The organism is Pantoea sp. EABMAA-21 (assembly GCF_030053335.1).
Classification (GTDB): domain Bacteria; phylum Pseudomonadota; class Gammaproteobacteria; order Enterobacterales; family Enterobacteriaceae; genus Pantoea; species Pantoea communis.
On the sequence record NZ_JASGBX010000008.1, the window covers coordinates 80,002 to 103,297 of the forward strand.

Annotated in this window: 20 protein-coding genes; 15 read left to right on the forward strand and 5 right to left on the reverse strand. The window is 55.3% G+C overall.

What is annotated here, in order from left to right; all coding sequences use genetic code 11:
• The first annotated feature begins 2 nt into the window (after positions 1-2).
• From QMZ65_RS13485 to QMZ65_RS13525, 9 genes are all read left to right on the forward strand, one after another.
• A complete protein-coding gene (locus tag QMZ65_RS13485; protein WP_283216170.1) occupies positions 3-1,520 on the forward strand; it encodes an ABC transporter substrate-binding protein in 1,518 nt (505 codons plus the stop codon).
• 17 nt (positions 1,521-1,537) lie between these two features.
• The gene (locus QMZ65_RS13490) at positions 1,538-2,479 is read left to right on the forward strand and encodes an ABC transporter permease (protein WP_034827746.1); all 942 of its coding nucleotides are present in this window, start codon (positions 1,538-1,540) and stop codon (positions 2,477-2,479) included.
• A 2-nt stretch (positions 2,480-2,481) separates the two neighbouring features.
• Positions 2,482-3,363, forward strand: coding sequence for an ABC transporter permease (locus QMZ65_RS13495; RefSeq protein WP_097118476.1), 882 nt, complete (start codon positions 2,482-2,484; stop codon positions 3,361-3,363).
• Positions 3,364-3,372: 9 nt separating this feature from the next.
• Positions 3,373-4,971, forward strand: a complete 1,599-nt coding sequence (locus QMZ65_RS13500) for a gamma-glutamyltransferase family protein (protein WP_097118475.1) — start codon at positions 3,373-3,375, stop codon at positions 4,969-4,971.
• 273 nt (positions 4,972-5,244) lie between these two features.
• Positions 5,245-5,958, forward strand: coding sequence for a DUF3053 domain-containing protein (locus QMZ65_RS13505; RefSeq protein WP_097118474.1), 714 nt, complete (start codon positions 5,245-5,247; stop codon positions 5,956-5,958).
• A gap of 479 nt (positions 5,959-6,437) precedes the next feature.
• The gene (locus QMZ65_RS13510) at positions 6,438-8,372 is read left to right on the forward strand and encodes a PTS mannitol transporter subunit IICBA (protein ID WP_034827738.1); all 1,935 of its coding nucleotides are present in this window, start codon (positions 6,438-6,440) and stop codon (positions 8,370-8,372) included.
• Positions 8,373-8,466: 94 nt separating this feature from the next.
• Positions 8,467-9,615: a mannitol-1-phosphate 5-dehydrogenase gene (gene mtlD / locus QMZ65_RS13515; RefSeq protein WP_034827736.1), complete on the forward strand. Its 1,149-nt coding sequence runs from the start codon at positions 8,467-8,469 to the stop codon at positions 9,613-9,615.
• A gap of 76 nt (positions 9,616-9,691) precedes the next feature.
• Complete coding sequence (locus QMZ65_RS13520; protein WP_034827734.1) at positions 9,692-10,225, forward strand: MltR family transcriptional regulator; 534 nt, start codon at positions 9,692-9,694, stop codon at positions 10,223-10,225.
• An 88-nt stretch (positions 10,226-10,313) separates the two neighbouring features.
• Complete coding sequence (locus QMZ65_RS13525) at positions 10,314-10,676, forward strand: YibL family ribosome-associated protein (RefSeq protein ID WP_058961117.1); 363 nt, start codon at positions 10,314-10,316, stop codon at positions 10,674-10,676.
• Positions 10,677-10,683: 7 nt separating this feature from the next.
• Here the strand turns inward: QMZ65_RS13525 and QMZ65_RS13530 are convergent, their stop codons facing one another.
• The 3 genes from QMZ65_RS13530 to QMZ65_RS13540 form a co-directional block, all read right to left on the reverse strand.
• Positions 10,684-11,688, reverse strand: a complete 1,005-nt coding sequence (locus QMZ65_RS13530; RefSeq protein WP_097118471.1) for a VirK/YbjX family protein — start codon at positions 11,686-11,688, stop codon at positions 10,684-10,686.
• 191 nt (positions 11,689-11,879) lie between these two features.
• A complete protein-coding gene (gene sodA, locus QMZ65_RS13535; protein WP_034827730.1) occupies positions 11,880-12,497 on the reverse strand; it encodes a superoxide dismutase [Mn] in 618 nt (205 codons plus the stop codon).
• A 187-nt stretch (positions 12,498-12,684) separates the two neighbouring features.
• A complete protein-coding gene (locus tag QMZ65_RS13540) occupies positions 12,685-13,710 on the reverse strand; it encodes a LacI family DNA-binding transcriptional regulator (RefSeq protein WP_211728865.1) in 1,026 nt (341 codons plus the stop codon).
• A 294-nt stretch (positions 13,711-14,004) separates the two neighbouring features.
• On the opposite strand from QMZ65_RS13540, the gene QMZ65_RS13545 reads away from it, so the two are divergent.
• Genes QMZ65_RS13545 through alsE form a run of 4 tightly spaced genes read left to right on the forward strand, consistent with a single transcriptional unit; the run spans position 14,005 to position 16,753 of the window.
• Positions 14,005-14,445: a PTS sugar transporter subunit IIA gene (locus QMZ65_RS13545; protein WP_034827726.1), complete on the forward strand. Its 441-nt coding sequence runs from the start codon at positions 14,005-14,007 to the stop codon at positions 14,443-14,445.
• A gap of 18 nt (positions 14,446-14,463) precedes the next feature.
• Positions 14,464-14,730 (forward strand): PTS sugar transporter subunit IIB, encoded by a 267-nt coding sequence (locus QMZ65_RS13550; RefSeq protein WP_097118469.1) that lies wholly within the window; start codon positions 14,464-14,466, stop codon positions 14,728-14,730.
• 29 nt (positions 14,731-14,759) lie between these two features.
• Positions 14,760-16,022 carry a PTS ascorbate transporter subunit IIC gene (gene ulaA / locus QMZ65_RS13555; RefSeq protein WP_034827723.1) on the forward strand — a complete coding sequence of 421 codons (1,263 nt, stop codon included), beginning with the start codon at positions 14,760-14,762 and terminating at the stop codon, positions 16,020-16,022.
• Between the two features lie 50 nt (positions 16,023-16,072).
• Positions 16,073-16,753, forward strand: a complete 681-nt coding sequence (gene alsE / locus QMZ65_RS13560; protein ID WP_097118468.1) for a D-allulose 6-phosphate 3-epimerase — start codon at positions 16,073-16,075, stop codon at positions 16,751-16,753.
• Between the two features lie 119 nt (positions 16,754-16,872).
• Here alsE and QMZ65_RS13565 read toward each other — a convergent pair whose 3' ends face one another.
• Positions 16,873-18,213 (reverse strand): aspartate aminotransferase family protein, encoded by a 1,341-nt coding sequence (locus QMZ65_RS13565; RefSeq protein WP_034827718.1) that lies wholly within the window; start codon positions 18,211-18,213, stop codon positions 16,873-16,875.
• Between the two features lie 172 nt (positions 18,214-18,385).
• Here QMZ65_RS13565 and QMZ65_RS13570 point away from each other — a divergent pair, with 172 nt between their 5' ends.
• A complete protein-coding gene (locus QMZ65_RS13570; RefSeq protein ID WP_058961122.1) occupies positions 18,386-19,162 on the forward strand; it encodes a DeoR/GlpR family DNA-binding transcription regulator in 777 nt (258 codons plus the stop codon).
• On the opposite strand, the gene fdhD is transcribed toward QMZ65_RS13570, so the two are convergent.
• The gene (gene fdhD, locus QMZ65_RS13575) at positions 19,159-19,941 is read right to left on the reverse strand and encodes a formate dehydrogenase accessory sulfurtransferase FdhD (protein WP_255253273.1); all 783 of its coding nucleotides are present in this window, start codon (positions 19,939-19,941) and stop codon (positions 19,159-19,161) included. The genes QMZ65_RS13570 and fdhD overlap by 4 nt on opposite strands.
• 303 nt (positions 19,942-20,244) lie before the next feature.
• Between fdhD and fdnG the strand changes: the two genes are divergently transcribed.
• Complete coding sequence (gene fdnG, locus QMZ65_RS13580) at positions 20,245-23,292, forward strand: formate dehydrogenase-N subunit alpha (RefSeq protein WP_283216171.1); 3,048 nt, start codon at positions 20,245-20,247, stop codon at positions 23,290-23,292.
• The last annotated feature ends 4 nt before the right edge of the window (positions 23,293-23,296 follow it).

A 23,296-nucleotide genomic window follows, 5' to 3' on the forward strand; every position in this document is an offset into this window, starting at 1 on the left:
CTGTGAAGAAAGCTCGTATAACGTTACTCACGGCCTTAAGCGGCCTGCTCTTGCTCGGTGCCAGTGCACACAGCCAGGCGGAAAGTGTGATTCGCATTGGTCTGGGTGCCGACCCAGACATGCTCGATCCGCATCTGGCGCGCACCTATTACGGACGTTTCGTGTTTGCGGCTATGTGCGACCGCTTGGTGGATGTGGATGAGAACCTGAAAGTGGTGCCCGGCCTGGCAACCGATTGGGCGTGGAGTGATGACGGCAAAACCCTGACTATGAACCTGCGCGAGGGCGTGACCTTCCAGGATGGCGAGAAGTTTGATGCTAATGCGGTGAAGTTCAATATTGAGCGTGCGCTGACGCTGCCGGGTTCGCTGCGTAAAAGCGAAATCTCTTCCATCGACAGCGTGGAAGTGAGCGGGCCGATGCAGGTGAAATTCCACCTGAAAACACCGGATGCGGCGCTGCTCAGCCAGCTCACCGACCGCGCTGGCGCGATGCTGGCACCGGAAGCCGCTAAAAAACCGGACTTCGCGACCCATCCAGTCTGCTCCGGCCCGTATCAGTTTGCCAGCCGCGTGCAGCAGGACCGTATCGTGTTGACGCGCTTTGAAAACTACTGGAACAAAAGCGCATACCACTTCGATAAAGTGATTTTCCTGCCGATCCCGGATGCCTCAGTGCGTCTCGCCAACCTGCGCGCAGGCGATCTCGACCTGACAGAAGGCGTGGCGGCCAGCGATGTGAAAACGGTTGAAGGCGACAGCAAGCTGGCGCTGGCCAAAGTCACCGGCCTCGGTTATCAGGGCATTACCTTCAACATCAATAACGGCAAGGTTGACGCCAACAGCCCTCTAAAAGATCCGCGCGTACGTGAGGCCTTCTCGCTGGCGATCGATCGCGATGCGCTGAATCAGGTGGCGTTTGAAGGCTTATATACCCCATCCAACCAAGCCTTCTCGCCGGTCAGTGCCTATCACGTCAACACCCCAATCAGTACACGCGATGTGGAGAAAGCCAAAGCGTTGCTGAAGGCGGCGGGTGTCACCACGCCGCTCAATCTGACGCTGCTGGTCACCAACAATCCAACCGCACAGCAGGTCGGCCAGGTGATTCAGGCGATGGTCGGTGAAGCGGGCATTAACCTCAACTTGCAGATGAGTGAGTTCGCCAGCTTGTTGGATCGTCAGCAGCGCGGCGATTACCAGCTCAGCTTATCTGGCTGGTCAGGCCGTCCCGATCCCGATGGCAGCATCTACTCGTTTATCAACAGCAAAGGCACGCTCAACGACGGCCGCTACAGCAATCCCCAGGTTGATGAGTGGCTGAACGCCGCACGTCTTACCAACGATCAGGCGCAGCGCCAGGCGTTGTACACCAAGGTGGTGAATAAGCTGCAAACCGATATGCCAATCGCCTATCTCTATTTCGAGCCGCGCATCTTCGGCATGACAAAAAAACTGCAGGGCTTTAAAGCCTGGCCTGATGGCTTAGTACGCCTCGCGGGTGTGAGCATGGCGCAGTAAACCGCTGAGGAGCGATGATGCTGGAACTGATAGTTAAACGCTTACTGCTGGCGATCCCCACGCTGCTGCTGGTGAGCATCATGGTGTTTGCGCTGCAAAAGCTGCTGCCGGGCGATCCGGTGCTGGCGATGGCGGGTGAGGAGCGCGATCCTGCGGTCATCGCACAGCTGCGGGCGGAATATCACCTGGATGATCCGATTCCCACGCAGTATTTCTCGTGGATCGGCAATGCGCTGAAGGGTGACTTAGGCATGTCACTGCGCACCAAAGAGCCAGTGACCTCGCTGATCGCCAGTAAGTTGCCGGTAACGCTGGAGCTGTCGCTGCTGGCGATGGTGATTGCGCTAGGTATTGGCATCAGCATGGGCATTATCGCGGCGGTGCGCAAAGACACCTGGGTCGATCACACCACCAATTTTGTCGCGCTCTCCGGCATATCGGTGCCGCATTTCTGGCTGGGGATTCTGCTGATCCTGCTGTTTTCCGTGCATCTGCAATGGCTGCCAGCCTCAGGCTTTGTCCCCATCAGTGAAGATGTGGCGCAGAACCTGAAAACGCTGCTGCTGCCGGCGTTGGTGCTGGGTACCGGCCTCGCCGCCACGCTGATGCGCCATACGCGGGCGTCAATGATCAGCGTGCTAAAGGCCGATTACATCCGTACCGCGCGCGCCAAAGGTCTGCTGGCCCCGAAAGTGGTACTGAAGCACGCCTTTCGTAACGCACTGATGCCGATCGTCACGCTCACCACCTTGCTGTTTGGTGAGCTGCTGGGCGGTGCGGTGTTAACCGAGCAGGTTTTCACCCTACCCGGTTTCGGCAAGATGATTGTCGATGCGGTGTTTAACCGTGATTACGCGGTGGTACAAGGTGTGGTGCTGGTGGTGGCGATCGGCTTTCTGCTGCTGAATCTGCTGGCCGATGTGCTCTATCTGTTAATCAACCCGAAAATGCGAGGCTAACCATGAGCGAGGTGTTAACAGCAGGCGCAGTGCCTGCGGTTGCAAAGCCCAACCGCCGGGTGCTGAAGAAATTTCTGCGTAATAAGAGTGCGCTGATCGGCGCGGTGATCGTGCTGCTGTTTGTAGCCGTGGCGCTGCTGGCGCCCTGGCTGGCTCCAGCCGATCCGATTAAAGCGAACTTCCTTGCCGTTCGCAAAGCCCCTTCCGCGCTGTTCTGGTTGGGCACGGATGAACTGGGCCGCGATATTCTGTCACGTTTGATTTGGGGCGCGCGCACCTCACTGCTGGCGGGCTGCATCTCCGTGATGATCGCCATTTTGATTGGCGTGCCGCTGGGCTTAATTGCCGGTTACTGGCGGGGGTGGTGCGATGGCATTATCTCGCGCTTTATCGAAGCGCTGCTTGCCTGCCCGTTTCTGATTCTGGCGATTGCGTTGGGTGCTTTTCTTGGGCCGAGTTTATCCAATGCGATGATCGCCATTGGGCTTTCCGCCATGCCGATCTTTGCCCGTTTGACGCGCGGCCAGGTGATTGCCATCCGCCATGAAGAGTATATCGACGGGGCGCGCGCCATCGGTTTACCGGACCGCTGGATCATCCTGCGTTATGTGCTGCCCAACGTGCTGTCGCCGATTCTGGTACAGGCCACGCTGGCGATTGCCTCGGCGATCATCACGGAAGCCAGCTTGTCATTTCTCGGCCTTGGCCAGCAGCCGCCGTCACCTTCCTGGGGCGCGATGCTGAACACCGCAAAAGGCTATCTTGAGCAGGCACCCTGGATGTCGATTTTCCCTGGATTGGCCATTTTTCTCACTGTGCAGGGCTTCAATCTGCTGGGTGACGGACTGCGCGACGCACTTGATCCGCGCAATGACTCACATTAAGGAACCGTTATGAGCGATTTGGATTTCAACGTTAGTTATGTCTCGCACCGCGCCCCAATGATGGGCCGCAATGCAGTCGCCACCTCACAGCCGCTGGCGGCACAGGCGGGGATGCGCATGTTGCAACAGGGCGGTAATGCGGTAGATGCGGCGATTGCCAGCGCGATGGCGCTCACCGTACTGGAACCCACCGGCAACGGCATTGGCAGCGATGCGTTTGCCATTATCTGGGATGGGAAAGCGCTGCATGGCTTAAATGCCTCCGGTCGCTCCCCCGCCAGCTGGAATGCAGAACGCTTTGCCGGACAGAGCACCATGCCGGAAACCGGTTGGGAAGCCGTGACCGTACCGGGCGCGGTTTCTGCCTGGGTCACGCTGGCCGAGCGCTTTGCCACGCTGCCGCTGACCACACTGGCACAACCGGCGATCGAGTACGCCCGCGACGGCTTCCCGGTTTCGCCGCTGATCGCCCATCTGTGGCAGCGTGGCTACAACAAACTGAAGTCTCAGCCGGGTTTTGTTGAGTGTTTTGCGCCAGATGGCCGACCGCCGCGTGCTGGTGAGCTTTTCCGTAACCCGGCGCAGGCCGCCACACTGCAGAAAATCGCCGAAACCAGGGGGGAAGCCTTCTATCGGGGCGATCTGGCGGAAAAAATGGTGGCATTTGCCGGGCAGCACGGCGCGGCACTGAGCATGGCCGATCTCAACAACCATCGCGCCGATTGGGTGGATCTGTTGTCACGCCCGTTTGCCGATGGCTCGGTGCAGGAATTACCGCCCAACGGTCAGGGCATCGCCACTCTAATTGCGCTCGGCATTCTGGAGCAGTGGGACATCGGCAGCTACACGCCTGATTCCGTGCCGTGGCTGCACTTGTCGATTGAAGCGATGAAGCTGGCGCTGGTCGATCTGGATCGTTACGTCACCGATTACGACCATCTGGAATTCCCGGCAGAGTTGCTGCTGAGTGACAGCTACCTCAAGCAGCGCGCTCAGCTCATCAATCCTGACCAGGCCGGGGATTTTACCTTCGGCTCCCCGCAGCAGAGCGGCACCGTGTATCTCTCGACTGCCGATGCTAGCGGCATGATGGTGTCCTTTATTCAGTCCAACTATATGGGCTTTGGTTCAGGCGTGGTGGTGCCGGGCACCGGCATCAGCTTGCAGAATCGCGGTTGCGGCTTCTCGCTCGATCCGCAGCATCCGAACGTAGTGGCCGGTAGCAAACGTCCTTTCCACACTATTATTCCGGCGTTTGCGCTGGATGCGGCGGGACAGCCATTGATGTCGTTTGGCGTGATGGGCGGCCCGATGCAGGCGCAGGGGCACTTACAGCTGGCGTTGCGCATCATGCAGCACAAGCAAAACCCGCAGGCAGCGATTGATGCGCCGCGCTGGCGTGTTGAGCAAGGCCGTGCGGTGGTGGTGGAACCGGGTATCGACCGTAATGTGCTGGCGAAACTGCGCGAAATGGGTCACCAGATTACGGTGGAGGATCCATTACAGAGCTACAACTTTGGCGGTGCGCAGGCGATTGTGCGTGACCCGCAGGGCTTCTACATTGCCGCCACTGAAAGCCGGAAGGATGGGCAGGCGCTGGTGTTTTAAATCACAATCTGGCGGCATCAGTGCGGACTGCCAGATGCCGCCAGGTGATTTCAGCCTTTGGGTTCGGTTTTTGCCTGCTTTCGTTGGTGTCGATGGAGTACAACCTCCAGGGTCGACCACCCGCACATTTCTTTCATGACCTTAATCCGGCGCGCCAGAGTGCGCCTTTTCCCACAGTTTGCCGCGCCTCAACCCGTTGTACACGCCAGGCCATTGCACTATCCTTTAGGACCATTCCCACCGAATCGAAATTAGCCATAACAGGAGTTCAACATGGCGTCAGGATTATCCCGCATCTGGATGCGTACCGGCATGCTTATGATCAGCGCACTGGTTGTGCTGCAACTTACCGCCTGTGGCGATAAAGAAGGCGATCAACGTAAAGCCTTCACAGACTTCCTGCAGAACACCGCAATGCGCAGCGGCGAGCATCTGCCCAGCCTGAGCGAAAACCAGAAGCAGACTTTTGGCAACTACGCGGGCGACTACGCCATTTTGTATGGCTTCTCACAGCAGGCCAATCAGGCGGTTGAGCAAGGCATGCGCCCTGTGGTTGATGAACTGGCTGCGATTCGTGTGCCACAAGATTATCTGACCCGTCGCGATAGTCTGCGTCAGGCGAGCGGCAACCTCAGTGTGCTGTCACAGCAGATTCAGAGTGCCAAAATGCAGGCCGACAGCAGCAAAGCCACGCTGAAGCAGCCTGACGATCTGAAGAAAGTGTATGACAGCGTCTACGCCAAAGTGGTGACGCAGCCAGCGGGTACACTGATTCCGCTACTGCCTCAGCTTCAGGCGTTGAGCCAGGCGGCGGTGCAAACCGGTGATTATCTGCAGTCGCAGGGCACGCGTGTGACCTTCAATGACGGTGGCGTTCAGTTCCCAACGCAGGATCAGGCCACGCAGTACAATACCCTGATGAGCAACCTTTCCAGCAATGCTCAAGCCCTGACTCAGGCACAGAATGCTGTGCAGGGTGGTTTGTAACCTCGCTTTGAATGCGTTCAGGGGCGACTAACAGGTCGCCCTTTTCCTGACATACTTTTCATTGCATCTTTCAGATTTTTCGTCACTTCCTTACACCTTACTTATCAGCATCGCTATTGTGTGATCTGACGCATTTTCAACCAAAAATAGTTTGTGATCTCAATCACACTTATGAAACAAACCTGAGAGCTGCAAAGGTGACTTAAGTCACATTTATCCCGTTGTTTTGCTTAAAATTTCGCCTTCGTACTTTTCTTACACTCTATTTATGTGATCTTCATCACCTTATAGCACCCTGACCACCCCAATTTTGAGTGATCTGCATCACACTTATCCCGGATGCTACGCAGCGTAATAAACTAGTGCTAGAGTCCGCGTGCATACAGTGATGCCACGGCCCGCGCCGGAACGGCTCAATAAAAGTCTTAACAAAAACAACCGCGCTCTTATTGCAGCGCGTCTCAATAAGGGGTGGGTTTATGTCCTCATCAGCGAAGGTCAAGGTCCAGAGCTTTGGTCGCTTTCTGAGTAACATGGTGATGCCAAACATCGGTGCGTTTATCGCCTGGGGTATCATCACAGCACTGTTCATCCCAACCGGATGGATTCCAAACGCAACGCTGGCGAAACTCGTCGGCCCAATGATCACTTACCTGCTGCCATTGTTGATCGGTTTCACCGGTGGACGTCTGGTGGGCGGCGATCGCGGTGGCGTGGTCGGTGCCATTACCACCATGGGTGTGATTGTCGGTGCAGATATGCCGATGTTCCTCGGCGCGATGATTGCCGGTCCACTGGGCGGCTGGGCGATCAAAACCTTTGACCGTATGGTTGATGGTAAAATCAAAAGCGGCTTTGAGATGCTGGTTAACAACTTCTCAGCCGGTATCATCGGTATGCTGTTGGCGCTGCTGGCGTTCATCGGCATCGGTCCATTGGTCGAAGGTCTGTCACACATCCTTGCGGCGGGCGTAAACCTGATGGTGCAGAACAACCTGCTGCCACTGACTTCTATCTTTGTTGAACCGGCGAAAATCCTGTTCCTCAACAACGCCATCAACCACGGTATCTTCTCGCCACTGGGTATCCAGCAGGCTAGCGAAGCCGGTAAATCCATCTTCTTCCTGATTGAAGCGAACCCAGGCCCAGGTATGGGTGTACTGGTTGCCTACATGATTTTTGGTCGCGGTAGCGCTAAGCAGTCTGCAGGCGGTGCGGCAATCATCCACTTCCTCGGTGGTATCCACGAAATTTACTTCCCGTACGTGCTGATGGCGCCACGTCTGCTGCTGGCAGTGATCCTCGGTGGTATGACAGGCGTGTTTACCCTGACCGTACTGAATGGCGGTCTGGTCTCTCCAGCGTCTCCGGGTTCTATTCTCGCAGTACTGGCGATGACGCCAAAAGGCGCATACTTCGCCAACATCGCGGCCATCATCGCGGCGTTTGCCGTCTCCTTCGTGGTCTCTTCTATCCTGCTGAAAACCAGCAAAGTAAAAGAAGATGACGATATCGAAGCTGCGACTCAGCGTATGCGTGATATGAAAGCGCAGTCTAAAGGTCAGGCCGTTGCCGGTTCTCCGGTTATCGCCGATGCCAACAGCGTTGATGTGAGCCACGTGCGTAAAATCATCGTCGCCTGTGACGCCGGTATGGGTTCCAGCGCCATGGGTGCAGGTGTGCTGCGTAAGAAAGTGCAGGATGCCGGCCTGAGCAATATCTCGGTGACCAACAGCGCGATTAACTCACTGCCGGGCGATGTGGATCTGGTGATTACTCACCGCGATCTGACCGAGCGTGCGATGCGCCAGGCACCGCAGGCGCAGCATATTTCGCTGAACAACTTCCTCGATAGCGCGCTGTACAGCAATCTGACTGAACGTCTGATCGCCGCTAACCGCAGTGAAGCACATCGTGAAACCGTGCAGACCACGCTGGCAGACAGCTACGACGATGGCAGTGCTAACTTGTTTAAATTGGGCGCGGACAACGTGTTCCTGGGCTTGAGCGCCAGCAACAAAGAGCAGGCGATTCGCTTTGCTGGTGAGCAGTTGGTGAAAGGCGGTTATGTCCAGCCAGAGTACGTTGAAGCGATGCTGGAACGTGAAAAGCTGACCCCGACCTATCTCGGTGAGTCTATCGCCGTGCCACACGGCACCGTGGAAGCCAAAGATCGCGTGCTGAAAACTGGCGTGGTGTTCTGCCAGTACCCTGCGGGCGTATTGTTTGGCGAAGAAGCCGATGACGTGGCGCGCCTGGTGATTGGTATTGCGGCTCGCAATAACGAACACATTCAGGTGATTACCAGCCTGACCAACGCGCTGGATGATGACAGCGTGATTGAGAAGCTGGCGAACACCACCAGCGTTCAGGATGTGCTGGATCTGCTGTCAGGTAACACCGCGAAAGCGTAATACCACGTTTTAACTTCCCTGGGGCGGGCAAGCCCGTCCCACATTTCCGGGGCGGATTTGCCCGCCCTTTCGTCATTTGATATGGGTCAAATTTATGAAAGCGTTACATTTTGGAGCAGGTAACATCGGTCGCGGTTTTATCGGTAAGTTGCTGGCTGATGCCGGTATCGAACTGGTCTTCGCGGATGTGAATCAGGTAGTTCTGGATGCCCTTAACGCCCGTCATGAATATCCGGTTCATGTGGTTGGCGAGCAGGCAAAAGTCGAAATCGTTACCGGCGTTAGCGCAGTGAACAGCACCAGCGACGACATCGTCACGCTGATTGCTGAGGTTGATATCGTTACCACGGCGGTTGGTCCGCAGATTCTGGAGCGCATCGCGGGCGGTGTGGCGAAGGGGCTGGCCAAACGCAGCGACAACGGTAATGTCCGTCCGCTGAATATCATCGCCTGTGAAAACATGGTGCGCGGCACCAGTCAGTTGAAGCAGCACGTTCTGAAAGCGCTGCCAGAACAGTATCACGCGTGGGTTGAAGAGCACGTTGGCTTCGTCGACTCCGCCGTTGACCGCATCGTGCCGCCATCTGAGGCCGGCAGCAACGATCCGCTGGAAGTGACAGTAGAAACCTTCAGCGAATGGATTGTCGATAAAACGCAGTTCAAAGGTGAATTGCCAAACATTCCTGGCATGGAGCTGACTGATAACCTGATGGCATTTGTCGAGCGCAAACTCTTCACGCTGAATACCGGCCATGCCATCACCGCGTATCTTGGCCAGTTAGCTGGCCACGCCACCATCCGCGATGCGATTCTGGATGAAAAAGTGCGTGCCGTGGTGCAGGGTGCGATGCAGGAGAGCGGCGAGGTGCTGATCAAGCGCTATGGCTTTGATGCCGACAAGCACGCCGCTTACATCCAGAAAATCCTCACTCGTTTCGAAAATCCGTACCTGAAAGATGATGTTGAACGTGTTGGCCGCCAGCCGCTGCGTAAACTCAGCGCGGGCGATCGTCTGATCAAACCCACGCTCGGCACCCTTGAGTACCACCTGCCACACGCCAACCTGGTGCAGGGTATTGCTGCCGCGATGCACTACCGCAGCGAAGCCGATCCGCAGGCGCAGGAACTGGCTGCCCTGCTGGCTGAAAAAGGCCCGCAGGCAACGCTGGCCGAGATCTCTGGACTGGAAGCCAATAGCGAAGTGGTCACCTCAGTGGTGAGTGCTTACAACGCTATGGCATAATGCGCGCCTTTTAATAGCTCACTCGGGCGCGGTGCCAACCGTGCCCGTCGGCGGTAGCGGAACGATGCAGGCAATAATGGAAGAGAAGCAAGCTTTTGAAAACCGGGTGCTTGAGCGCCTGAACGCCGGTCGATCGGTGAGAAGCTTCCTGATCGCCGCCGTTGAGCTATTGGCTGAAGCGGTCAACCTGCTTGTGTTGCAGGTTTTCCGTAAAGACGATTATGCCGTAAAGTACGCGGTTGAACCGCTGCTGCTCGGTGACGGTCCGCTGGGCGAGCTATCGGTGCGTTTGAAACTGATTTACGGTTTGGGCGTGATTAATCGCCATGAATATGAAGATTGTGAGCTGCTGCTGGCGCTGCGTGAAGAACTCAATCACGACACCAGCGACTACCGCTTTACTGACGATGAGATTCTGGGGCCATTTGGTGAACTGCACTGCGTTGTAGCGTGGCCGCCACAACCTGACTTCACCCGGGATGACGAAGCATTACGCAGTATGCAGCAGCAGCGCTATCTGCAAATGGTGCGATCCACCATGGTGCTGTCGCTCACCGAGCTGATATCGCGCATCTCCCACAAGCAAGCCTTCAAGAAGCCGGCCGTTTAGGGGCACTGTCGCGGTCGAATCCGCCCCGCTGCAAAATCGCCCCGTTTTGATGTATCCTTTGCCTGTTTTCCTTAACGAGTTTCCCCTGATGAAAGAACAAGAAAAAGCCGAGATCAAACTGCTCAGTGATCAACTGGACGCATTGAATCGCAAAGAACCCCAGCTGCTGGAATCTGGCGATGCCGAAAAACTCGGCGAGCTGCTGCGTGAAAAAGAGAAGCTGGTGCAGGAAATTGAACGTCTGCGCAGTGTTCGCGATGAGAAACTGAGTAAAGAAGCGCAACAGCTGCAGAAGCTGGGTTTCAGCCGTGAGATCACCAGGAAAGAACAAGCCAACATGGGCGCATTTAAGAAGAGCGTGCGCGGCCTGGTGGTGGTGCATCCAATGACCGCGCTGGGACGTGAGATGGGGCTGAAGGTGATGACCGGCTACGCGAAGCAGCCGTTCTGATACCCGATTACGCGGCGTGTGATACGTCGCGTTCCACGCTCTGTTCCTGCACTGCTTCAACCCCTGCCACGGGTTCAACCCCTGCTGCCAGCAATACCTGGGTGTTTAACGCATCCAACAGTGCATAGCGACGACGATACTCCGCACGTTTCTTACTGGCGATCTCTTCCAGTGCTTTCCTTTCCATCTGCAGCGGCAACGTAAACAGGTCGTCGGCACGGGCTTCACCGCCCAGTGACAGCCAGAACTCGCTGTAGCTGGCAAAGAACTTATCACCTTTACTGTGGCGATAACGCATGCTGCGGAACACATGCGTGGTATCTCCTACTGCGCAAATCGCTTGCACGCCACATTGTTGCGCCAGAATAAATACCGCTTCCATTAACAGACGTTTCGGGAATACGCCATGTGCGGCTTTGGTTGCATCGCGGATAACATCATTTGAGATGTGTTTGCGCGGCCCCTGCAATCCACCAATCAATAATGTGCGCTTGCCCTTTTCCTGAATAATGGAAAAAGAGAGCGAGGCAATATTCATGGTTTGATAATGCAGTGTCAGAGTTATTTCACCTTCACGGTCAAAATGTCCTGGGCAGCAATTAATAGCAAACACCTCATCATTTTTTCCGTTAAAAGTGGCAATCACATTTAACACCGGACTCAGCAGTAACTGGCGCAGTTTGGCATTATCCAGTTGATCCATCAGCGTGTAATGGTCAAGCAGTGCCTGCGCACGTTGTGCCACGCTAAAGCCTGCGCGCAGGTAAGGGCGATGCGGTTTAGCCGGCAGCAAACCCTGCATTTTCAGCAGTTGCGGCAGAAACGGCAGTTTCGCTAATGCGTTAAGGTAATTAAATGTCGTAACCGGAAAGATGAAAGACCTTAAAGCAAATTTAAAGCGGAACATACTACTATTCCATAACTTATCAGGTCTGACGTTGCCGCTAATTAACGGCAAAAACAGAGATGCCGACGAATCTTTATTCGCCACAGGGGTAGTGATAGTAGACATAGTTATTTTACTTTCGTGTGATCAACTGCGGCTACTGTATGCCCCAAATTATCAACGGCAGGTTAATAACGAACGTAACGGTATTGTCAGCAGAGGTAATCTCGAAGTGGTTTAAGAAGTGTTTAGCTTTCGTAAAGAAAAAAACCGGTGAAGCAGCTTCACCGGTTCTGTGCGTTGGCTATCGCCTGAACTTACTTAGCAGCAGCGAAACGCGCAGCCGCTTCATCCCAGTTCACCACGTTCCAGAACGCTTTGATGTAGTCAGGACGTTTGTTCTGATACTTCAGGTAGTAAGCGTGTTCCCACACATCCAGACCAATGATTGGCTCACCGGATGCGCCAGAGATGGCTTCACCCATCAGCGGGCTATCCTGGTTAGCGGTTGAAACCACAGCCAGCTTGTCGCCTTTTTTCACCAGCCACGCCCAGCCTGAACCGAAACGGGTGGTAGCGGCTTTCTCGAACTCAGCCTGGAAAGCTTCAACGCTGCCGAAATCTTTTTCGATAGCGGCTTTCAGTTCGCCTTGCAGGCTGGTGCCCAGTTTCAGGCCTTTCCAGAAGAAGCTGTGGTTAGCGTGGCCGCCTGCGTTGTTACGCAGTGGACCTTTTTTATCTGCTGGCAGCTGATCCAGTTTAGCGATCAATTCTTCAACCGGCAGGTTAGCGAATTCGGTACCTTCCAGCGCTGCATTCGCGTTGTTAACGTAAGCCTGGTGGTGTTTAGAGTGATGGATTTCCATCGTCTGCTTGTCGAAGTGTGGTTCCAGTGCGTCGTACGCGTAAGGCAGGGATGGCAGTGAATAACTCATGTTCTTCCTCTCCATTTAGTGTTTTGCAGCATCACCTTAGCAGGGTGCCGCGTAAGCAGTCGGATCATTATAGTTAAAATCATGATCGGTAAAAGGGTTATCAATGCCTTAGTAATGATAAGGATTTGATGAATCTGGGAAAAGCACCGCACGCAGAGTCACATCTCATGCACGCGATGCCGCAGGATTACATCTTGTGGGTGCTGGCACGCAGCTTGAGCTGTACCGGCAGTTCGTTGATGGCAGGTGGTTCATCGCCCTTCAATGCGGAGAGTAAGCGCTTGCCCGCCGTGCGCCCCATCTCTTCATAAGGCAGGACCACGCTGGTGAGCGGCGGTGAGCAGACTGCTGCCAATGGGCCGCCACCGATGCTGGCAATCGCCAGCTGGCTGGGAATTGAGATGCCTGCGGCGTGGCAAGCCATGATGGCACCACAGGCCACTTCATCGCTGGTACAAATCAGCACATCCAGTTCCGGCCAGGTCAGCCGGATCTCCGCCAGCAGGCTATGTCCCGCGGCAAAGGTCGGCATTTTCGGCGAGGTCACCACGCGGTGCGGCGCCTGATTTGATGCCAGCATGCCACTGTGCCAGCCATTCAGCAGTTGGCGGAAAATCGTGGTATTGGTTTGCGTACACAACAAGCCGAGATGGCGATAGCCACGTTCCACCAAACTCTGCACCAGCTGGCGAATCGCTTTAGCGTAATCGACACCAATGCTAATACCCGCAGATTCCTGATGCACCCCGCCGATATCCATCACCGGCAGGCCGGAATTACTCAGCAAACGATGAGCTTCAGCGACATTGTCGAAGTTGAAATGCACCATCGCCGCCGGATTGTACGAGAGCAACATCTCAATTAATTCGCTCTCTTCCGCCGCCGAGTGGTTGGCTTCCGCCAGCATCATGTTGTAACCCTGCGGACGCAGAATCTCTTGCAGCGCTTCCGACACAATCGCGCTGCCCGGCGTGGCGAAAGAAGGCACCACCATGGTGACTAGCTTCGACGATGCCGACGCCAGATTACGCGCCTGGATGTTCGGCACATAGGCCAACTCGGTGACGGCCGCATCAATTTTGGTGCGAATTTCAGGTGAGACTTTCTCCGGCATGCGCAACGCACGTGATGCCGTCATGGTGCTCACGCCGACCAAACGGGCAACATCGGCCAGTGTGCTTTTGCCGGTACCGCGCCGTTTTTTTTCTGCCATGCCTTCTCCTAACTGACTCGCTACAAATGCCCGCACGCAGCTTAAAACCAAATGCGTCAACGTGCCACGTTAATCACCACAGATTCGGGCACACCTCACCTGCTGAAGATTTTCAGATTCTCGGAGCATGTCAGGTGCTTGCAACGATGACAAACGGACTGCACAAAAATGTTAGCGATAACACAGTTTTTAACAACACCCGTGTTAGCGCTAACTTTTGCGACAATCATCACAGAAAAGCGTTGAGAAAATCACCTAAAGTGCACTCCATCGACGAATAACCAGGAATTACTGATGCTCACTCAATGGCTGACACCGCAACATATCCGCATCGTAGAACAGGTCAGCGACTGGCAGGACGCGGTACGTTTATCCGCTGAGCCGCTGCTGGCCGAAGGGGCGATCACCCCGGCTTACCTCGATGCCATCTTTACTTCGCATGCCGAACTGGGACCTTACTACGTACTGGCACCCGGCCTGGCGATGCCGCATGCCCGTCCGGAACAGGGTGCGCGTAAGAATGGCTTGTCGTTGCTGCATGTGAAGAACGGTGTGAGCTTTGCAGCGGATGAAAACGATCCGGTGCATGTGGTGATTATGCTGTGCGCCGTTTCCGGCGACGATCATATCCAGATGATCACAGCATTAGCCGAAGTATTCAGTGACGAATCTCGCCTGCAGCAATTGCTGACGGCGGCAACCCTACCAGCGATTGAAGCTGTTATTACAAATTAACCACCAGAGAATCCTATTATGAAAAAAGTCCTGATTGTGTGCGGTAATGGTTTAGGCAGCAGCTTTATTGTGGAAATGAACGTGAAGAAAATTGTGGTGGAATTAGGGAAAGAGGCCGAAGTGGGCCATACCGATTTAACCACGGCGAAATCTGAACAGGCCGACCTTATTATCAGCGCCAAAGATATTGCCGATCAGTTATCCGGGCATAGCGCGCAGGTATTTGGTCTGACGAATTTATTAGATAACGCCAAAATTAAAGAAATCCTGGCGGAAAATCTGTAATAGCCCGATTTTACTCACATGGAGTAATTATGCTGCAATTTATCATCAAGGATGTTCTCGGAACACCCGCAATACTTGTCGGCCTTTTTTCCCTGATTGGTTTATTACTGCAAAAGAAACCGGTGTCGGATGTGATTTCTGGCACGCTGAAAACCATCATGGGCTTTGTGATTCTCATCGCAGGGGCCAACCTGATTGCGGCAACACTGACCATTTTCAGCCAGCTGTTTGAGCACTCGTTTAATATTCAGGGTGTCGTGCCAAATACTGATGCGATGGCCGCGCTGGCGCAGAAGAGTTACGGTACTGAAACCGCGATGATCATGGTGTTCGGTATGCTGGTGAACATCCTGCTGGCGCGTATCACCCCGCTGAAGTACATCTTCCTGACCGGTCATCACACGCTGTATATGTCGGCGATGCTGGCGGTGATTCTTTCCGTCGGCGGCGTACATGGCTTCTGGCTGGTGCTAATCGGTTCACTGATTCTCGGCACCATGATGGTGGTGTGCCCGGCGATTCTGCAGCCGTTCACACGTAAAATCACCAATTCGGACGATCTGGCGCTCGGCCACTTTGGCTCAACCGGTTATCTGCTGTCTGCGCTGGTCGGTAAAGCAGTGGGCAAAGGCAGTCCATCCACCGAAGAGTTGAAGGTGCCGAAAACCCTCAACTTCCTGCGTGATTCCTCGGTCGCGATTTCGCTGACCATGATGATTCTGTTTATCGCGCTGGTGTTGGTGGCGGGTAAAGAGTTCACCGAAAGCCAGGTGAGCGGCGGTCAGAACTTCATCGTGTTCGCGATTATTCAGTCCATCACCTTTGCGGCGGGCGTTTATATCATCCTCGCCGGTGTGCGTATGGTGATTGCCGAGATCGTGCCGGCCTTTAAAGGCATCGCAGATAAGTTAGTACCGAACGCCAAACCGGCGCTGGACTGCCCAACCGTGTTCCCGTTCGCGCCGAATGCCGTGATCATCGGCTTCCTGTGCAGTTTCTCCGCCGGTCTGATCAGCATGTTCCTGTGCCCATTGTTTGGTCTGAGCGTGATTGTTCCTGGTCTGGTGCCCCACTTCTTCTGCGGTGCCACCGCGGGTGTATACGGCAACATCACGGGTGGACGTCGTGGCGCGGTAGTCGGCTCCTTTGTACAAGGGCTGCTGATCTCCTTCCTGCCGGCGATTCTGCTGCCGCTGATGGGCGACCTGGGCTTTGCCTCGACCACCTTCGGCGACGCGGACTTCGGTATTGTCGGCATCGTACTCGGCCACATTATTTCGTTCTTCCATTGATGTCATAACACAGCGCCTGCGGGCGCTGTTTATGTAATGAGGAAAAAACAATGAACGCTCAATTTTCACCGTCATTAATGTGTATGGATCTCACCCGCTTTCGTGAACAGATCGAAGCGATGAATAGTACTGCGGCTTTTTATCATGTCGATATTATGGATGGCAGCTACGTTAAAAATATTACGTTATCGCCGTTCTTTATTGAGAACCTGCGTAAAATCACCGATGTGCCAATTGATGTGCATTTAATGGTCAATCACCCGGAAGATATTATTCCAATGTGCATTGAGGCGGGGGCGGATATTATTAGCTTCCATCCCGAAACCGCAAATAACAAAATATTCCGCCTGCTGACTCAAATCAAAGAAGCGGGCCGTCGCTGCGGCGTGGTATTAAACCCGGCGACACCTGCCGAGAGCATTCGTGAGTATGCACATCTGCTGGATAAGGTTACGGTGATGTCGGTGGATCCTGGCTTTGCGGGGCAGAAATTTATTCCGGAGACGCTGAACAAGATTCGCCAGCTGATTGCCATGCGCGAAGAGCACGGTTATCACTATCTGACCGAGATTGATGGTTCCTGCAATGCGCGCACCTTTAAGCAGATTGCGGCTTCTGGTGTGGATGTGTTTATCGTTGGCACGTCAGGTTTGTTCAATCTGGATGACGATGTGGCGCAGGCGTGGCAGAAGATGGAAAGTATTTTTGCCGAGGAAACGGCAGCCGCGTAATCCTTTCCAGGTGCGCATCCACGTGCACATTGAGTGAAACGTGCAGATTCTCAGCCGGGTCGCCAGGAATGGCGACCCGCTTCATCTTCCTGATACTGCTTTGGGGCAACCTTAGCCTTTTACCGACCCAGCTCGGTCAGTGACTTATCCAGCGCACCCACCAGCCAATCAATATCCGATTCCTGGAACGCCAATGGTGGACGCAGCTTCAGCACGTTGCCGTACGGACCGGCCACCGACGTCAGCACATGGTGATCGCGCAGCTTCTCGGTGAGATCCAGCGCCAGCGCTTTATCCGGCGTTTTGCTGGTGCGGTCCTGCACCAGTTCGAAGCCGATAAACAGCCCCGCTCCGCGCACATCGCCAATGCTTTCATGGCGATCCATTAACTTCTGCAACTCGGCGAGCAGTTTGGCACCCACCACGCGGCTGTGCTCTTGCAAGCCCTCTTCTTTAATCACCGTCAGGACCGCCTGCGCCGCCGCCATAGCAACCGGGTTACCGCCAAAGGTGTTGAAGTAAGGGATATCGTCACTAAACGCCGCCAGCACATCACTCTTCGCCAGCAGGCCGGAAACCGGAATGCCGTTACCCATCGGCTTACCCGTGGTCACCACATCCGGCACCACGCCGTGACGGGCGAAGCCCCAGAATGCATCGCCGGTACGACCGAAGCCAGGCTGTACTTCATCAGCAATGAAGATACCGCCATTAGCGTGCACCACATCCACCGCTTTCTGCAGGAAGCCGCGTGGATTCGGTAACACACCATCGGAAGAGAAGATCGAATCCGCGAGGAAGCCAGCAAATTTAATGCCGTGTGCTTTCATGTCATCGATCTGTTTCTGAATTTCGTTGGCAAACCATTCGCCGAGATCCGGTGCGTTGACGCGGTAAGCATCGGGTGGCGAAACCAAACGCGTGGTGGCCGCCAGTGGCTGACCGCTGCCCAGTGCCGGGGAGACGCCAGACGTGAGATCGCTGGTGCCGTGATAGGCCTCCTGCGACACGATAATGCCCGTGCCGCCGCTGAAAGCACGCGCCACACGGATCGCCAAATCGTTAGCTTCCGACCCGGTGCACATATACATGGCACGGTCGATGGCGTCTGGCGTGGTTGCCAGCAGCTCTTCGGTGTAATCGAGAATGCGTTCGTGCAGATAACGGGTGTGGGTGTTCAGCATCTTCATCTGCTGATTCACCGCTTCGATCACCGCCGGATGGCAGTGGCCAATACTGGCCACATTGTTGTACACATCGAGATATTTGTTACCTGCAGCATCCCACAGATACTGCCCTTCACCGCGTACCAGATGCACCGGCTTACGATAAAACAGGCGATACGACTCGCCCAACACTTTGCTGCGCTTGTCCGTCAGCTGGCGGGTTGCTGCATCCAGACCGTCGGCGTGCTCAGCACGAAAACTGTTGGTGTCCATGATGGTGGAACGTGTAGCCATGGTAACTCCCGTTGCGAAGGTGAAAGGGGTGCATGATGTGTGACCGTTGTCACCATCATGCCTGCTTTAACGAGAAATGCAACCAAATACACAAATACAACCAAATACACATGACGCCATAATGACACTCAGGTAAGCTTAGGCCCAGATTATTACGCTACAGGGAAAAGTCATGCTGCAGGAAACCCGCTTACACCGCATTCGAGCCCTGCTGACCACGCAGCATCAGGTCAGCACCGAGCGCATTATCAATGAGCTGGGTATTTCACGGGAAACGGCACGGCGAGACATTATTGAGCTGGAAGCGCAGGGTTTAGCACGACGGGTGCACGGCGGTTTAGTCGCGGTAGATAGCCAGCCGGAAGCACCGCTGCAAGTGCGCCGTAGTGCTCAAGCCAAAGAGAAACGTGCGATTGCCGTGGCGGCCGCACAGCACTTGCAGCCGGGCCAGACGCTGTTTCTGGATGCCGGCACCACCACCACCATGCTGGCGGAGCAGCTGCGCAGCATGGCCGGCTTAACCATTATCACTAACAGTTTGCAGGCTGCACTGGCGCTAAGCGCCGCCGAAGAACATGAAACGCTGAATAATCAGGTGATTTTGCTCGGTGGGATGATGATGGCAGGTGCACAGCAGACGCGCGGCGAAATCACGGTCAGCGAGATTTACCGCTATCGCGCCGACGTTGCCCTGCTGTCGCCGGTTGGCATTGATGCTAAAAACGGTGCCAGCAGTTTCCATCCTCATGAAGCGGCGATTGCTCGCGCCATGGTGCAGCAGGCTGCGCGCACCTTTTTACTGGCGGATCACAGCAAGCTGGGGGTGATCAGCCGCACGGTGTACGCGCCGATTGGAGAAGTGGATTTGCTTATTTGCGACAGCGGCCCCGCCAAAGCAGGCGCATTAGCTGCGCTCCAGCAGGCGCTGCCACAGGTACAGGTGGTTTAAACCAGGCGCTGCGGATGGCTGTACACCGTGGCGCGTCCCGGCTTACTAAACCCTATCAGCGTTAAATGACAACGCTCGGCGACCTCAACGGCGAGCTGGGTCGCAGCGGATACCGCAAATAAAATCTCCACGCCGCACATCGCGGACTTTTGCACCATCTCATAGCTGGCGCGACTGGAGACCAGCACCGCGCCCTGCTGCCACGGCTGCTGGCTACGATGCCCCAGCAGTTTATCCAGCGCCACATGGCGACCCACGTCTTCGCAGCCACCGAGCAATTCCCCCTGCGGCGACATCCATGCCGCCGCGTGCGTGCATCCGGTGAGATTGCCGATGGGTTGGTAATTGCGCAGTTGCGCCAGCCCGCTATCGAGGTTTGCCAGATCGAAGGTTTGGGTAAACGGCAACGGCTGCAGCGGTTTACCAATCTGGTCGAGTTGTTCCACGCCGCACACGCCACAGCCGGTTCTGCCCGCCATGGCACGGCGCTGCTCTTTTAGCGCCATAAAGCGTCGGCTGGAGAGTTCGATCTGCACTTCAATACCGTTGCAGCCGGGCACCACATCCATGCCGAAAATCTCATCAGGCTTCTCAATAATGCCTTCTGAGAGTGAGAAACCGAGCGCAAACGCCTCAAGATCGTTGGGCGTCGCCATCATCACCACATGGGAAATGCCGTTATACACCAGCGCGATCGGCACCTCTTGTGCCAGCCAGTCGGTTTCAGACGTGCTGATATCACGCCGCTGACGTACCGGCGCCTGCACTGCGCCTGAGATCTCAATCACACTCTGATGACTTTCCTGTGCTTTAACTTTCACTTTGCTCGCCTCGGACAACAACCACATTAAAGCAGTGGTAATATTTCGCTGCTATTCTCACACTATTAGTTGGGTCATTGTGAGCCTCGGCCCAACGCATCACAAAAAATTTTGCCCGTCATGCGGATTGTGGCAAGGCAGTAAACCCATTCAAGCCGGGAGCTTACACCAGTAAGCGACGGGAACGAATGGGCGCAGGCCACGCAGCGACAATACGCACGACGCAGGCAAATTGTAGCAATGTCGACTCAAGGATTAACCATGAACGTCAGCCGAAGAAAATTCTTCAAAATCTGTGCTGGCGGTATGGCAGGGACATCGGCAGCACTCCTCGGCTTCACGCCAGAGGTAGCGCTGGCGGAAACGCGACAGTATAAGCTGCTGCGTGCCCGCGAAACCCGTAACACCTGCACCTACTGCTCAGTGGGCTGTGGCTTGTTAATGTACAGCCTCGGTGACGGCGCGAAAAACGCCAAAGAGACCATTTTTCACATTGAAGGCGATCCGGATCATCCGGTGAGTCGTGGTGCATTGTGCCCCAAAGGCGCTGGCCTGCTGGATTTTGTCCACAGTGAAAGCCGCCTGCACTACCCCGAATACCGCGCGCCAGGCTCCGATAAATGGCAGCGCATCAGCTGGGACGATGCCTTTGACCGTATCGCGAAACTGCTGAAAGCCGACCGCGACGCCAACTTTATCGCGCAAAACGCCGCAGGTGTTACCGTCAACCGCTGGCTCTCATCAGGCATGCTGTGTGCATCCGCATCCAGCAATGAAACTGGCTATTTAACCCAAAAATTTACCCGATCGCTCGGCATGTTAGCGGTCGACAACCAGGCACGCGTTTGACACGGACCAACGGTAGCAAGTCTTGCTCCAACATTTGGTCGCGGTGCGATGACCAACCACTGGGTCGACATCCGTAATGCCAATCTGATCGTTGTGATGGGTGGCAACGCCGCTGAAGCGCATCCTGTGGGATTCCGCTGGGCGATGGAAGCCAAGATTCACAACAAAGCCAAATTGATTGTTATCGATCCTCGCTTCACGCGTACGGCATCGGTGGCAGACTTTTACACGCCGATTCGTTCCGGCACCGACATTGCTTTCCTGTCGGGCGTGCTGCTGTGGCTGCTGCAAAATGACAAAATCCAGCATGAATATGTGCAGGCGTACACCAACGCCAGCCTGATAGTGCGCGAAGACTATCATTTTGATGACGGCCTGTTCAGCGGCTACGACGAAGCCAATCGCAAGTATGACAAAACCAGCTGGAACTATGAGCTGGGCGATGACGGCTTTGCCAAACGTGATGACAGCCTGCAACATCCACGCTGTGTGTGGAATCTGCTGAAACAGCACGTCAGCCGCTACACACCAGAAATGGTGTCACGCATCTGCGGCACGCCGAAAGAGGACTTCCTGCACGTCTGCGAGCTGATCGGTGAGACCAGCGCGCGCGATCGCACCACCTCATTCCTGTATGCGCTGGGCTGGACGCAACACTCGGTCGGTGCGCAAAACATCCGCACCATGGCGATTATCCAGCTGCTGCTCGGCAACATGGGCATGGCCGGCGGCGGCGTCAACGCCCTGCGCGGTCACTCCAACATTCAGGGGCTCACCGATCTCGGCCTGCTGTCGCAAAGTTTGCCAGGTTATATGACATTGCCGTCGGAGAAACAGACCGATCTGCAAAGCTATCTCGCGGCCAACACGCCGAAACCGACGCTACCCGGCCAGGTGAACTACTGGGGTAACTACCCGAAATTCTTTGTCAGCATGATGAAGGCCTTTTTTGGAGACAAAGCGCAAGCAGAGAACAGCTGGGGATTCGACTGGTTGCCGAAGTGGGACAAAGGCTACGACGTTTTGCAGTACTTCGAGATGATGTCGCAGGGCAAAGTGAATGGCTATCTTTGCCAGGGCTTTAACCCGGTGGCCTCATTCCCAAACAAACGCAAAGTGATCGATTCACTGTCGAAGCTGAAGTTCCTGGTGACCATCGACCCGCTCAACACCGAAACCTCGACCTTCTGGCAAAACCACGGGGAGTTTAACGATGTCGATCCGGCGAAGATTCAGACCGAAGTGTTCCGCCTGCCCTCCACCTGCTTCGCGGAAGAGAATGGCTCCATCGTCAACTCCGGACGCTGGCTGCAGTGGCACTTCAAAGGTCAGGATGCGCCGGGCGAAGCGCTGAACGATGGCGAAATTCTCTCCGGCATTTACAGCCGTCTGCGCAAAATGTACGCCAGTGAGGGCGGTGCCTTGCCCGAACAGGTGCTGAACATGACGTGGAACTACCAGACGCCTGATAACCCGGCTTCGGAAGAAGTGGCGATGGAGAGCAACGGCAAAGCGCTGGCGGATGTGTTCGATGACAAAGGCACGTTGCTGGTGAAAAAAGGCCAGCAGCTCAGTAGCTTTGCGCAGTTGAAAGATGACGGCAGCACCAGCAGCGGCTGCTGGATTTTTGCGGGCAGCTGGACGCCAGATGGCAACCAGATGGCGCGGCGTGATAACACCGATCCGAGTGGATTGGGCAATACGCTGAACTGGAGTTGGGCATGGCCGCTCAACCGACGCATCCTCTACAACCGCGCATCGGCCGACCCGCAAGGGAATCCGTGGGATCCGAAACGGCAGATCCTCAAGTGGGATGGCAGTAAATGGGGCGGCATGGATATTCCGGATTACAGCACCGCCGCACCGGGGAGCAATGTGGGGCCGTTTATCATGCAGCCAGAAGGCATGGGCCGCCTGTTCGCGCTCGACAAAATGGCTGAAGGTCCTTTCCCGGAACACTACGAGCCGTTTGAAACGCCACTCGGCACGAATCCACTGCATCCGAACGTCATTTCGAACCCGGCAGCACGCGTGTTCAAAGACGATCTGGCGGCGATGGGTAAAGCCGAGCACTTCCCGTATGTCGGCACCACGTATCGTCTCACCGAGCATTTCCACTACTGGACCAAACACGCGTTACTCAATGCCATCGCGCAGCCGGAGCAGTTTGTGGAGATTGGTGAGAAGTTGGCCAACAAGCTGGGCATCGTGCAGGGCGATACGGTGAAAGTGAGCTCCAATCGCGGTTACATCAAAGCCAAAGCGGTGGTCACCAAACGCCTGCGCCCACTTGATGTGGATGGCAAAACCGTCGATACCGTCGGCATTCCGATTCACTGGGGCTATCAAGGCATTGCGAAGAAAGGCTTTATCGCCAATACCCTGACGCCGTTTGTCGGTGATGCCAACACGCAAACGCCCGAGTTTAAGGCGTTCCTGGTTAACGTTGAGAAGGTGTAGGAGA